Below are 12,739 nucleotides of genomic sequence, written 5' to 3' on the forward strand. Positions count from 1 at the left end.
TTACTCCGCTCGCAGGAGCCGCCCGGCGGGCAGCCGGGTGGCGGTACGGCCCGGCCACACGGCCAGCAGATTGGCGATCAGCAGGGCGAGGGGCCCGACCAGGAGCAGCGCCCCCACCGCCTGCGGGAAGACGTAGAGCAGCGGGGTGGCGTCGGCGGTGATCCGCCAGACCACCCGCCCGGCGATCAGCCCCAGCGGCACGCCGAACGCCAGGCCCGCCACGGCCAGCAGGGTCGCCTGGGTGACGACGACGAGCCTGGCCTGCGCCGGGGTCAGCCCGAGGGCCCGCAGCACGGCCAGTTCGTGCGCCCGCCGCCGGACCGCCGTGGCCAGCGCGTGGCCGACCGCGCCGGTCCCGAGGACCGCCAGGAAGGCGGCCAGCGCGATCGGCAGCGCCCGGTGCTGCCGGAGTTCGGCGAGCTGGAACGGCGGCTCGGCCGGCTGGAGCTCCACGGGCTCGCCGACCGCGGCGGAGATCCGGGCGTTCAGCGACCCGGCGTCGGTGCCGGGGGCGGCGGCGACGAGGATCATGTGGGTCTTGAAGCGGTCGAACAGCGCGTCGAACGTGGCGTCGGTGACCCAGCCGCCGGACGCGTAGGTGTTGTGGCTGGCCTCCGGGACGAACCCGATGCCGGTGACGGTCAGCTCCACCGGCCGCCGCCCGGTGAGGGTGATCCGGTCGCCGATCCCGGCGCCCAGGTCGCGCGCGCTGTGCGGGGCGAGCATGACCTCGCCGGTCCGTTCCGGTACGACCCCCTCCACCGTCGCCACCCGGATCCCGCCGGTCTGCCGGGAGAAGAGCGCGACGGCCCGGTCGGCGGAGACCGCCACGCCGAGCCGGGTGTCGGTCACGGCGGTGACGCCGGGGTCGCCGGCGATGGCCTTCACCCCGGCGGCGAGCACGTCGGGCGGCACCGGATCCTCACCGTTGGAGCCCACGGGCAGGACGAACCGGTGGGTCAGGCCGAAGGCCTCCGGGTTCCGGCCCGCCTCCTCGACCCCGGCGGCGAACGTGAACGCCGCCAGCACCCCGAGCACACCGGTGACCGCGCCCAGCAGCGCGGGCCGCACGGGCACCCGGTCGCGTCCCGGCTCCAGGGCGAACCTCGCGCCGACGGCGACCGGCACCGGGAGGCCGAGCCGGGCCATCCGCGACGGCCGCAGCGGGCCCCGCCCGGTCCGCGACGCGGTGAGCACACCCCAGCCGAAGACGGCCGGCGGTACCAGCACCATCCCCGGCACCAGCACGAGCGTGTCGAACCCCCGCCCCGGATCGGGTTCCCGCAGCCCGGCCGCGCCGAGCGGCATCAGCCCGGAGGCCAGGTAGGCGCCCAGCCCGCCGAGCAGCGCCCCCGCGACGGCCGACAGCGCGGGGGCCACCGACGCCGTCACCGCCGCGTCGCGGGGAGCCAGCCCCGCCGCCCGCAGCGGGCGCAGCGCCGCCGACGACGTGGCGACGTACCTGCTCACCGACTGGCCGACCAGCACCAGCGCCGCCGCCAGCGCGGCCAGCCCGAACGCCAGCAGCACGGCCGCGCCGAACCTGGCCACCTCGCGGTCGTGGTCGGCGAGCCGGCCGGACATGTCCCAGATGTCGATGTCCTGACGTCCGGTGATCGCGGCCAGGCCCTCCTTGAAGCCGGGCAGGTCGCCCTTGAGGCGGACCAGGGCGTTGGCGTAGGAGTGCCCGGGGGCGGTGAGGTTGGCCCGGTGGGCGGCGAGGAAGCCGGGGCCGGGGTGCACGAAACCGGCGCCGTCGACGTCGTCGCGGAACCACGCCGACCTGACCACGCCCACCACCCGGACGGCCACGACCGGCCCGTCGGCGGGTTTCCAGGAGCCCTCGGTGAAGTGGGCCGCGATCCCGGCCGGGGAGTAGAGGCGCAGGTTCACCACGTCGCCGGGGTGACGGCCGGTTCCGGGGGTGACGACGATCTCGTCCGGGCTCGCCGGGTCCCACATGCGGCCCTCGATGACGACGGGGCGCTCGACGGTCAGGCCGAACTGGTCGTCGGCCGCCGGGAACCAGCCGAAGGCGCCACCCTCGACGTCGTAGGAGGTGATCAGATAGCTGCCCAGCGCCTCGACCTGCGGCAGCGCCCGCACCTTCGACCAGTCGAGGTCGGTCATGTTGGGCAGCACGTTGTAGATCGCCGGCGTCGACGCCGCCCACAGCCGGTCGACGGCCGACCCGGCCCGCCGCGCTCCGGCCAGCGCGGTCAGCACGGTCGCGGTGGCCAGCGCGACCAGCAGGGCCAGCACGACCAGGGAACGCCCCCGGCTCCGCAGCTCCAGCCCGACCCACAGACGCGTCATCATTCGGCCCTCAGCGTGTCGGCGACCCGGAGCCGGGTCAGGGTACGGCCCGGCCGGAGGGCCAGCAGGCCCGCGGTCAGCAGGGCGATCGGGACGGCCAGCACCAGGGCCCAGAACGCCACCGGCGGCTGGTGGTGGATCGGCCACTGGTCGGCGACCAGCCGCCACAGCGTCCGGCCGAGCGCGACGCCGAGCGGTACGCCGAAGGCCAGCCCGGTCACGGCGAGCACGCCCGCCTGGGTGACGACGATCCGGCGGGCCTGCCCCGGGGTCAGTCCGAGGGCCCGCAGCACCGCCACCTCGTGGGAGCGGCGGCGGACCGCCGTGGTCAGCACGTGGCCGACCGCGCCGACCGCCAGCAGCGCCAGGAAGGCGGCCAGCGCGATCGGGAGGACGGCCAGTTCGGCGACCTCGGCCACCTCGACCGGCCGCCGGGCGGGGAAGGCCTGGAGGTCGCCGCCGCCCAGGGTGGCGAGGTCGGTGCCGGGGCGCACCCCGACCAGGATCGAGCGGAACTTGTAGCCGGTGCCGTAGAGCCGGGTGAAGCCCTCGGGGGTGACCGTGCCGCCCCGGTCGTAGGAGTTGTGCGCGCCGATCGTGGTGAACCCGATGCCGGTCACCGTGAACGTGGCCCGCCCCGGCTTCCCGGCGAGCGGGAGCCGGTCGCCGACGGTCACACCGAGGTCGTGGGCGGTGGTCAGGGCCAGCACGATCTCGTCGGGGGCGGCGGGGGGACGTCCGGACAGCAGGATCAGCGGCAGGTCGCCCCTGGTGTGCAGGGCGACCCGGGTCTCCCCGGTCTCCGCGACGGCGGTCCTGTCGTCGGTCAGGCCGGTCACCGCCGGGTCGGCGCGCAGGGCCGCGAGCGCGGCCGAAGGGTCGGCGCCCCGCCCGTTGTTCCCGAGGAAGATCTCCGCCTGGTGGGTCTGGCCGAACCGCTCGGGATGGGTCCCGGCGTCGGCGACCCCGGCGTGGAAGGTGAACGCCGCCAGCACGCCCAGCACCCCGACGACCGAGCCGAGCAACGCGGGCCGGATGGGGACGCCCGGCCCGTTCTCCAGCGCGAACCGGGCGCCGGTCACGATGGAGGGCGGCAGGTCGGCCCGGCCGGCGGCGGTCGCGACCACGCTCGGCCGGACCGCCCGGAACCGGTGGGGCGACAGCGCCCGCCAGGCCGTGAAGGCCGCCGCCAGCCCGGCCAGGACGATCGTCAGCAGCGCGCCGGGGGCCAGCACCCGCCAGTCGGCGGTCACGCCGGGTTCGGGCTCGACGAAGGAGGCGGCGCCGATCGGCAGCAGCGGCGACAGCGCGATCGCGCCTGCGACCCCCAGCACCGCCCCGGCCGACGCCGCGAGCACCGGCCCGGCGGTGGCGGCCGCCACGCCCTGTCCCCGGGTCATCCCGAGCGGGCGCAGCACCGCCAGCGCCCCGGCCGAGGCGGCGGCGTGCCGGGAGATCGTCTGGCCAAGGAGCACCGCCGAGGCCGCGAACAGCGCCACCCCGAACGCCAGCAGCGACATCGCCTCGAACCCGGTCAGCTCCCGCTGGTGGTCGATGATCTGGTGGACGTCCCAGACGTCGATGTCCGGCCGCCCGGTCGCCTCGGCCAGTTCCCTCGTGAACTCGGGCAGCGGCGCCCGCAGCCGCAGCATGGCGTTGTAGTGGGCGAGGTCCCGGCCTCCGGCGACGCTGTGCTCGTGGGCCCGGAAGAAGGCCGGGGAGGGGAAGACGTCTCCGGCCGGCAACTCCAGGGAGTCGGAGAACCAGCCCGACCGGATGATCCCGGTGATCCGGGTGACCACGCGGGGGCCCGTGGGGGTGATCGACTCGCGCATGGCCGGGTCGGCGATCCCGAGGTCGACCTGCTCGGGGGTGTACAGCCGGATGGCGACGGTCGTGCCGACGCCCTTGCCCCAGGCGTCGGCGAAGCCCGAGGTGACGGCGGCCTCGTCGGCGGCGACCGGCAGGCGGCCCGCCAGGACTACCGGCTTCTCGATGGTGTGCCAGATGTCGTCGTCGGTGGGCGGCGGCAGGCTGGCGATCAGGCCGGGCGGATCTTCGAGGAGCCACGAACCGGTCGCGGGGAAGACCGCCAGCGCCTCGACCGACGGCAGCGCGCGGATCGCGGCCCAGTCGAAGCCCGGCTGGTTGGGCAGCACCATGGCGTCCATCGGCAGGGTGACCGCGACCAGCCGGTCGACCGCGCTCGCGCCGCGCCGGGCCCCGGACACCGCCGCCAGGACGGCGGCCAGGGCGACCGCGACGAGCAGGGCCAGCGCCGTCAGCGCCCGCCACCGCGACCGGGTCTCCAGCCGGAGCCAGTGCCCCGTCATCATTCGGCCCGCAGCACGTGGCCCACCCGCGTCCGGGTGGACAGGCGGGCCGGCCAGACGGCCAGCAGGTTGACGGCCAGCAGCGTGACCGGGCCGACCAGCAGCAGCGCCACCAGGGCCAGCGGCGGATGGTAGAAGAACGGCATCGTGTCGGCCACCACGCCCCACAGCGCCCGGCCGAGCAGGAACCCGAGCGGCACGCCGAACAGCAGCCCGGTCAGCGCCAGCACGGTCGCCTGGGTGAGCAGGACGCCGCGCGCCTGGCCCCGGGTCAGCCCGCAGGCCCGCAGCACCGCCATCTCGTGCCCGCGCCGCCGGGCGGCGGTGACCAGGGCGTGCGCGACCGCGCCCAGCGCGAGCAGGCCCAGGAAGACGGCCAGCGCGATCGGCAGCGGTTCGACGATGCGCATCTGCGCGAGCTGCTCCGGCGGATCAGGCGGGAAGACGCCCATGCCGGGCGGGAACCGGGTGTTGACGCGCGCCATGACCGCCACGGGGTCGGCGCCGTCCTTCACGGTGACCAGGCCGAGCAGGAACTTGAAGTCGCCCGGCGCGAACAGGCGGCCGTAGCCGGTGTCGTTGACGATCGCGCCCTCGTCGTAAGCGTTGTGCGGGCCCTGCGGGATGAAGCCCAGCCCCGAGACGCGGAAGGTCCGGGGGCCGAGCGGCCCGGTCAGCGTGACGTCGTCGCCGACGCCCGCGCCGATGTGCTCGGCGCTGCTGACGGCCAGCATGATCTCGCCGTCGCCCTCGGGCGCGACGCCTTCGGAGACCACGGGTCTCCAGGGGCGGTCGTGGGAGCGGACGCCCCACATGGTGATCGAGGTGGCACCCGCCTGCACGACGCCCACGGTGGCCAGGGTCGCCGTGTCCACGCCCGGGTCGGCCGCCATCGTGGCGAGCCCGGACGCCGGGTCGCCGAACGACTGGCCGCCGATGCCGAGGAAGGCGTTCAGCTCGAAGTTCTGGCCGTACCGCAGGGGGTTGCCGGCGGCGTCGCCGACGCCGCTGGAGAACATGAACGCCGCGATGACGCCGAGCACTCCGATGACGGCGCTCAGCAGCGCGGGCCGCGTCGGCAGCGCGTCGGGACCCCGGCCGCGCTCCAGCGCGAACCTGACGCCCACCACGACCGGCACCGGCAGACCCGCCCGGGTCGCCGCCGCGACCACGGCCGACGGGTTCCGGGGGCGGCTCGCCGCGGCCGCCCGCAGCGCCAGCCACGCCTGCACGGCCGCGCCGCCCGTCACCAGGAGCACCGTGAGCGCGGCGCCCAGGCCGAGCACGGGCCAGTCGACGTCGTACCCCGGCGTCGGCTCGACCGCCGACGCCGTGCCCATCGGCATCCAGCGGGACGCCACGACGGCCCCCGCCACCGCGAACGCGGCACCGGAGAACGCGGCCATCACCGGCAGGAGGACGACGGCCGTGATCGCCTGACGCGGCGTCAGGCCGACCGCGCGCAGCGGGCGCAGCTGGGCCACGGCGACCGCCGCGTACCTGGCCACCGACTGGCCGATCAGCACCACCGCCGCGACGAACGCGGCCAGCGCGAACGCCAGCAGGCAGGCCGACTCGAAGGTGATCAGCCGCTCCAGCCGGTGCACGGCGACGGCGTTGTTCCAGACGTCGATGTTGGTCCGGCCGGTCAGCGCGGCGAAGCTCTCCTTGAACCGTTTGATCCCGTGCTCGCCGTCGCGCAGCCGCACCAGCGCGTTGACGTAGCCCTCCCGGTTCGCGCCCAGGAAGTTCGGCTCGTAGCGGCGGACCAGCGCGGGGCTGGCCAGCACGCCGCCCACGGTGTCGTTGATCGTCCACCACGGGGTGCGGATGACCCCGACGATCGTCGCCCCGACCCGGGGACCGGTGAAGGGGATGTCCCCCGAAGTCGGCGACACCTCCTCGGGCCGGCCCAGCCGCATCGTGATCCGGTCGCCCACGCCGCGTCCGAAGCGTTCGACGAACACGGGGGAGACCACGACCTCGTCGATCCGGTTCCGGTCGAACATCCGCCCGGCCAGCATCACCGGTACCTCGGTGCCGATGAAGACGTGCTCGTCACCGGGGGGCATCGCGCCGGCCCGGTCGGTGGGCGGGTCGTCCAGGCCGAAGCCGCCCACCACGAACGTGCCGACCGCCTCGACCTCGGGCATCGCCCGGACCCTGTCCCAGTCGAACCCCGCCTCGTTGGGCAGCACCGTGATGGTCGACGGCTTGGTGACCGCGTCCAGGCGCTCGTAGGCCGACAGTCCCCGGCGCGCCCCCGCGACCGCCGTCAGGACCGTCGCCAGCGCGAACGCGATCAGCAGCGCCAGCACCACGGCCGAACGCCCCCGGCGGCGCCACTCCAGGCGCAGCCACACGGCGATCATGACGATTCGATCCGTCCGTCGCGCATCCGGATCGAGCGCGACGCCCCGGCCGCGACCTCGGCGGCGTGGGTGACCATGATGATCGTCTGGCCGTCTTCGTGGAGGCGGCGGAAGAGTTCCAGCACCTCCAGGCCGCCCTCGCTGTCGAGCGCGCCGGTCGGCTCGTCGGCCAGCAGCAGGCTCGGCTGGTTGACCAGGGCCCGCGCGATCGCCAGCCGCTGCCGCTGGCCGCCCGACAGCACGGCCGGCACCTGCTGCAACCGGTCGCCCAGCCCGAGCAGGTCGAGCAGGTCGCGGGCGCGCGCCTCGGCGGCCCGCCGCTTCATGCCGCCCAGCACGCCCGGCAGCACCAGGTTGTCGAGCGCGGAGACGCCGTCGAGCAGGTTGAAGAACTGGAAGACGAACCCGATGTGGTGGCGCCGGAACTTGGCCAGCCAGTCCTCGTCGCGGCCGTCGACGCGTTCGCCGGCGACCTCGATCGTGCCGTCGTCGACGCCGTCGAGCCCGGCGATGACGTTCAGCAGGGTCGACTTGCCGCACCCCGAGGGGCCCATGACGGCCACGAACTCGCCCTGGGCGACGTCGAAGTCGACGCCTCGGAGCGCTCTGACGGGGGCGAGTTCGGCTTCGAAGGTCCGGCGGGCGCCCCGCACCCTGACGGCGGTTTCGGACATCAGTGTTCCTCCGGGAGGTGGAAAGCCGTGACGGGGGTGGACCGGCCCTTGACGGCGCGCGGTCCGAGGGGGATCCAGGGCAGGTCTTCTGGCAAAGCCGACAGAGTGCTCAGAGCGGCGACCGTCCCCGCCGGGCGGGCCAGGTCCTGCATGCGCGCCGCCAGGTTGACCGTGTCACCGACCAGCGTGTACTCGACGCGTTCCTCGCTGCCGAGCAGGGCGGCGGCGACCTCGCCCGTGCACAGGCCGATGCCGAGGCGGAACGGGGTCGTCCACTCGGCGTTGAGCGAGCGCTGGCGCACGTGCATCTGCCGGGCGGCGGCGACCGCCGAGGCGGCGTGGCCGGGCCGGGGGTCGGGGGCGCCGAAGACGGCCATGACGGCGTCGCCGACGTACTGCATGACGGTGCCGCCCTCGCGGAGGATGGCCGCGTTCATCGCCCGCCGGTGGGCGTTGAGGCGTCCGGCCAGCACGGCCGGGTCGGTGTGCTCGGCGATGGCCGAGTAGCCGCGCACGTCGCTCATCAGCACGGTCACCGTGAGGCGCTCGGTGTGGTCGAGCCGGTCGGTCAGCAGCCGGTCGGCCACGCCGTGCGGGAGCAGCCGGGAGAGGCGCTCACCCTGCTCGTCGCGGCGCAGGATCGCGGTGTGCAGCATCCGCAGGCGCTTGAGCGCGCCCTGCCGCCCGGCCGAGGCGCCCCGCGCCAGCTTGAGGAACAGCTGCTCGACCAGGGCGTTCACCTTCTCGGGGCTGTCGCCGGCCGCCGCCGCGATGGCCTTCACCGACCGGCCCTCGGCCACCTGCCGCAGCAGCGCCTCCTCGGCCGCGTCCAGCTCGGGCGACCGCGCCGGAGACACGAGATCCTGGACGATCTGGGGGTCGATCATCGACCCGCCCGCGGCCACCTCACGAATGGCCCGGCCGAGTAATCGCGCGTCCGCGATCCGGTCCTTCAGCAGGTACGCGTAGCCGTCGGCCCCCTCGGACAGCAGCTTCACCGCGTAGTCGGGGTCGTCGTACTGGCTCAGCACCACGACGCCGGTGCCCGGGAGGCGCCCTCGAACCTCCCGGGCGGCGTCGATGCCCTCGTCCTGGAAGGTCGGCGGCATCCGGATGTCGGTCACGAGCACCTGGGGCCGCAGCTCGCCGGCCCGCGCGACCAGCTCGTCGTAGTCGGCGGCCACGCCGACCACCTCCAGGGCGGGATCCCTGGCCAGCAGCGCGCGCACGCCCTCACGGACGATCAGGTTGTCGTCGGCGAGTAACACGGAGATGCGGTCCACGCGGCAAATGTCCCCCCTGACGGCAGGCCCGGTACAGAGGGTTAGCCCTCCCGCACTCCGATGGACACCTCCCTGTGGACGAAACCCCGCGATTCCTACCGTCGGGACCATGCGTGTAGAGACTCAGGCCACGTCCCTGTCCTGGATCCCGTCGGAAGCGGTCAAGGGGTACACCCGGCCGATGTTCGACGCGGGGATCTCCCACTACGACGACCCTCCTCCGGGACGGGTCGACGACCTGGAGGCGCTGCGCCGCGCCGACCGGTTCCGCTTCGCCAATGTCCTTCGCGTCTGGGCCGATTTCGGCGACGATGGCCGGGTGATCGCCCACGGCGCCGGAGGAGGCGGAGTGATGGGCTCCACCACCGTCCGGCTCGGGCCGCTGGGCCTCACCCTGGCCGCAGTCAGCCTGCCCGACCTGCGCACCGAGACCGTCGGCGAGGGCTTCGTCACCGTCGCCCAGTCGGCCGGGGGCCGCACGTCGATCCCGTTCCCGCGCGCCACCGCCGGGATCCCGCGCTGGCGTTCCCCGCTGGTGTGGACGACGCTCGCGGTCACCGTCCGCGCCGACGGCACCTCCGGCGTCACCCTCACCGGCGCCAGCCCGTTCCCCCGCCACTGGGTCTACGACGCCTCCGGCGTCCTGACCCTCAAGGCGGGCGTGACCGACTTCAAGGCCTGGGCCGCCCAGCGCGGCACCCCCTGGGGCGCCGAGGACTCGCCGGTCGTCGTCACGGCCGCCGAGACCGCGCTCGAACGCGAACTGTCCCGGCTGATCATGCGGGGGTCGCGGCGGCCGGTCGTCCGGGAACTGAAGGAGGGCGAGGCCCTGGTCCGCCAGGGTGAGCCCGGAGCGTCGCTGTTCCTGCTCCTCGACGGCGTCGTCACGGTCGACGTCGACGGCCGCGAACTCGGGCGGGTCGGCCCGGGGGCGGTCCTGGGGGAGCGGGCCCTGCTGGAGCACGGCCACCGCACCGCGACGCTGACCGCGCTCACCCCGATCAGGGTGGCCGAGGCCGGCGCCGACATCATCGACCGGGCCGCCCTGGAACACCTGGCCCAGGGCCACCGCCGCGAGGAGTTCGCGTGAGACTGCACTTCCTGGGGGTACGCGGGTCGACGCCCGCGCCCGGCGCCGAGTTCGTCCGGTGGGGCGGCCACACCTCGTGTGTGGCGGTGCTCCCCGAGGGGTGCGCGGCGCCACCCCTGGTCCTCGACGCGGGGACCGGGATCAGGAACCTCGCCCCGGTGCCGTTCCGGGGGGTGATCGCCCTGTCGCACCTGCACTGGGACCACGTGCAGGGGCTGCCGTTCAGCCGGGCGGCCGACCATCCGGAGGCGTCGCTGGAGCTGGTCGTGCCGGGGGCGGAGCCGCTGGAGCTGCTCACCCGGGCGTTCTCGCCGCCGCACTTCCCGATCGAACCGCACGGCCTGCGAGGAACCGTCTCGGTGAGCGCGTCCGGCGGGAGCCGTACATTCGAGAGCTTCGTCTTGAGACAGGCCGAAGTGACCCACAAGGGCGGGATCACGGTCGGGACGCGGGTCGAGTGCGACGGCGTCGCCGTCGTCTACCTGCCCGACCACGCGCCGCAGCTCGGCTCGTCGGCGGCCGAGGAGCTGTGCCGGGGCGCCGACCTGATCGTGCACGACGGGCAGTTCCTGCCCGGAGAGCAGGCGCTCGCCGACGACTACGGGCACGCCACCGTCACCGACGCGCTGTCCTTCGCCGAGCGGTGCGGAGTGGCCCGGCTGCTGCTCACCCACCACGCGCCGAACCGCACCGACGACCAGCTCGACGCCATCGCCAAGGAGTGGCCCGACGTGCTGTTCGCCCGCGAGGGCGACGTCGTCACCGTGTGAGCCCCGACGACCGGCCGGGGCCCCGACGGCCTAGACGATCTTGTGGCCTACTTCGTTCTCGTACGCCGTGAGCTGCTGCTCCAGCGCCTTCATCAGCTCGAAGACCTGCGCCGGGGGAATCCGGACCCGGCTCGTGATCCGGGTCGGGACGCTGATGTACTGCTGGCCGTCGCCGTTGTCGGCCAGCCCGGGCGGGCGGGTGATCACCGCGAAGTCGAGCACGAACCCATCCTGGGTATGCCAGACCGAGGCGAAGTTGGCGTACTGCCCCGCCTCCACTTCAGGCGTGATGCTGACTTCTAGACGGCTCTCGGGCTCGTTGGTCAAATCCTCATCCCTCCGGGTCGCCTCCATGGTGCCCTGTCCGAGGACCGTTCCCGCGTCCGACACGTCCTGTTTATTTGAGGATTGACGGGAGCGGCTGCGCGCCGCGCGTCGCCAGCATCTCTTTCATCAGGTCGATCTCGGCGGTCTGGCCGTCGACGATGTGCTGGGCCAGGGTGCGCACTTCCGGCCGTCCGACCAGTTCGACCGCGCCCTTGGCCATTTCGACGCCGCCCTCGTGGTGGCGGATCATCAGTTGCAGGAACAGCACCTCGGACGCCTGGCCCTTCGCGTCGGCGAGCTGCTTCATCTCGTCGGCGGTGGCCATTCCGGGCATCACGCCGGGGGTCACGCCGCTCGCGGTGTGGCCGTGACCGGCCATCCACGTCATCGGTTTCACGCTGGAGGCCTGCGACAGATCCCACTGCTGCAGCCACCCGATGAACATTCCACGCTGCGCCGACTGGGTCGTGATGATGTCGTAGGCCAGCGTGCGCACCGCGTCGTCGGTGCTCTGGTCGCGGACCGCGAACGCCATCTCGACCGCCTGCGCGTGGTGAACCCCCATGTCACGCGCGAAACCGGCCTCGGGGGACAGGTCGCCGGGAGTGCCCGGACGGGTCAGATTGACCAGCAGCAGCACGACCGCGACCACCACGACGACGGCCGCGGCGACCGGGAGCAGGAGTGAACGGGGGTTCTTCATCGCCCTCAGATTACTTGGCGTGGGGACGTCATGGGCCAAACGGCTATCTATACCCACTATTGTCCTTGTCCATATGTGACCGCGTGATGGAGGGTCGATGACCAAGGAGAAATCGCAGGCACGGCGTGACCGCATCGCCCAGATGAGGGCGGAGCAGCGGGCCAAGGAGCGGCGAGCCGGCATCCTCATGTGGGGCATCGGCGGCTTGGTCATCCTGCTCATCGTCGGAAGCGTCGCCTTCTACATCATCCGCCAGGAGATGGACAAGTCGGAGGCCGAGAAGGCCGCGACCGCCGCTCAAGAGGCGATGCTGCCGAAGGTCAAGAACTACGAGTACAAGGGCGCGGGCCACGTCGGCACCCAGGTCGCCTACAAGGAGACCCCGCCGGCCGGCGGCGAGCACAACCCGGCCTGGCAGACCTGCGGGATCTACGACCAGCCGATCAACAACGAGAACGCGGTCCACTCGATGGAGCACGGCGCGGTCTGGATCACCTACCAGCCCGACCTGCCGGCCGCCGAGGTCGACAAGCTGAAGGCGCTGGCGGGCGAGCCCTACATGCTCCTCAGCCCCTACCCCGGCCTCCCGACGAAGATCGTCGCCTCGTCGTGGAACCACCAGCTCCAGCTCGACAGCGCGTCGTCCCCCGACCTGAGCGCGTTCATCCTCAAGTTCCGCCAGGGCGAGGACACCCCCGAGCTGGGCGCGAGCTGCGACGGCGGCCAGACCCTCTCCGCCGCCGACGCCCCGCTGCCCCCGGCCGGTTCGCAGCCCGCTCCGGCCCCGACGGGCGCCGGAACGGACGCGCCCGCTCAGTAGTCACCGTTTTCTGATCCTGGACGGCCCGTGTGCCCATTTGGCCACGGGCCG

10 protein-coding genes are annotated in these 12,739 nt (G+C 73.8%); 3 read left to right on the forward strand and 7 right to left on the reverse strand.

The window, feature by feature from the left end; genetic code table 11:
• From ACYQ78_RS01645 to ACYQ78_RS01665, 5 genes are read right to left on the reverse strand one after another with little or no spacing between them, the layout of a single operon-like run.
• Positions 1–2,316, reverse strand: a complete 2,316-nt coding sequence (locus tag ACYQ78_RS01645) for an ABC transporter permease (protein WP_459798832.1) — start codon at positions 2,314–2,316, stop codon at positions 1–3.
• Positions 2,316–4,649: an ABC transporter permease gene (locus ACYQ78_RS01650; RefSeq protein WP_459798833.1), complete on the reverse strand. Its 2,334-nt coding sequence runs from the start codon at positions 4,647–4,649 to the stop codon at positions 2,316–2,318. The genes ACYQ78_RS01645 and ACYQ78_RS01650 overlap by 1 nt, the downstream gene beginning before the upstream one ends.
• Positions 4,649–7,021 carry an ABC transporter permease gene (locus ACYQ78_RS01655; protein WP_459798834.1) on the reverse strand — a complete coding sequence of 791 codons (2,373 nt, stop codon included), beginning with the start codon at positions 7,019–7,021 and terminating at the stop codon, positions 4,649–4,651. Before ACYQ78_RS01655 ends, ACYQ78_RS01650 begins: the two co-directional genes overlap by 1 nt.
• Complete coding sequence (locus ACYQ78_RS01660; protein ID WP_459798835.1) at positions 7,018–7,695, reverse strand: ABC transporter ATP-binding protein; 678 nt, start codon at positions 7,693–7,695, stop codon at positions 7,018–7,020. Before ACYQ78_RS01660 ends, ACYQ78_RS01655 begins: the two co-directional genes overlap by 4 nt.
• Positions 7,695–8,978, reverse strand: coding sequence for an adenylate/guanylate cyclase domain-containing protein (locus ACYQ78_RS01665; protein ID WP_459798836.1), 1,284 nt, complete (start codon positions 8,976–8,978; stop codon positions 7,695–7,697). Before ACYQ78_RS01665 ends, ACYQ78_RS01660 begins: the two co-directional genes overlap by 1 nt.
• Positions 8,979–9,087: 109 nt before the next feature.
• Here ACYQ78_RS01665 and ACYQ78_RS01670 point away from each other — a divergent pair, with 109 nt between their 5' ends.
• Both ACYQ78_RS01670 and ACYQ78_RS01675 read left to right on the forward strand, forming a co-directional pair.
• Positions 9,088–10,068, forward strand: a complete 981-nt coding sequence (locus ACYQ78_RS01670) for a cyclic nucleotide-binding domain-containing protein (RefSeq protein WP_459798837.1) — start codon at positions 9,088–9,090, stop codon at positions 10,066–10,068.
• Positions 10,065–10,838: an MBL fold metallo-hydrolase gene (locus ACYQ78_RS01675; RefSeq protein WP_459798838.1), complete on the forward strand. Its 774-nt coding sequence runs from the start codon at positions 10,065–10,067 to the stop codon at positions 10,836–10,838. Before ACYQ78_RS01670 ends, ACYQ78_RS01675 begins: the two co-directional genes overlap by 4 nt.
• A gap of 30 nt (positions 10,839–10,868) precedes the next feature.
• Here ACYQ78_RS01675 and ACYQ78_RS01680 read toward each other — a convergent pair whose 3' ends face one another.
• Positions 10,869–11,165 (reverse strand): DUF3467 domain-containing protein, encoded by a 297-nt coding sequence (locus ACYQ78_RS01680; protein ID WP_459798839.1) that lies wholly within the window; start codon positions 11,163–11,165, stop codon positions 10,869–10,871.
• Positions 11,166–11,235: 70 nt separating this feature from the next.
• On the reverse strand, positions 11,236–11,868 hold the full coding sequence (locus ACYQ78_RS01685) for a DUF305 domain-containing protein (RefSeq protein WP_459798840.1): 633 nt from the start codon (positions 11,866–11,868) through the stop codon (positions 11,236–11,238).
• Positions 11,869–11,965: 97 nt separating this feature from the next.
• On the opposite strand from ACYQ78_RS01685, the gene ACYQ78_RS01690 reads away from it, so the two are divergent.
• A complete protein-coding gene (locus ACYQ78_RS01690) occupies positions 11,966–12,688 on the forward strand; it encodes a DUF3105 domain-containing protein (protein ID WP_459798841.1) in 723 nt (240 codons plus the stop codon).
• The last annotated feature ends 51 nt before the right edge of the window (positions 12,689–12,739 follow it).

This window comes from Herbidospora sp. RD11066 (assembly GCF_054661255.1).

Bases quoted from the DNA above. Each gene is read 5' to 3' on its own strand.
- ACYQ78_RS01645 (WP_459798832.1), bottom strand. From the start codon at position 2,316: ATGACGCGTCTGTGGGTCGGGCTGGAGCTGCGGAGCCGGGGGCGTTCC.
- ACYQ78_RS01650 (WP_459798833.1), bottom strand. From the start codon at position 4,649: ATGACGGGGCACTGGCTCCGGCTGGAGACCCGGTCGCGGTGGCGGGCG.
- ACYQ78_RS01655 (WP_459798834.1), bottom strand. From the start codon at position 7,021: ATGATCGCCGTGTGGCTGCGCCTGGAGTGGCGCCGCCGGGGGCGTTCG.
- ACYQ78_RS01660 (WP_459798835.1), bottom strand. From the start codon at position 7,695: ATGTCCGAAACCGCCGTCAGGGTGCGGGGCGCCCGCCGGACCTTCGAA.
- ACYQ78_RS01670 (WP_459798837.1), top strand. From the start codon at position 9,088: ATGCGTGTAGAGACTCAGGCCACGTCCCTGTCCTGGATCCCGTCGGAA.
- ACYQ78_RS01685 (WP_459798840.1), bottom strand. From the start codon at position 11,868: ATGAAGAACCCCCGTTCACTCCTGCTCCCGGTCGCCGCGGCCGTCGTC.
- ACYQ78_RS01690 (WP_459798841.1), top strand. From the start codon at position 11,966: ATGACCAAGGAGAAATCGCAGGCACGGCGTGACCGCATCGCCCAGATG.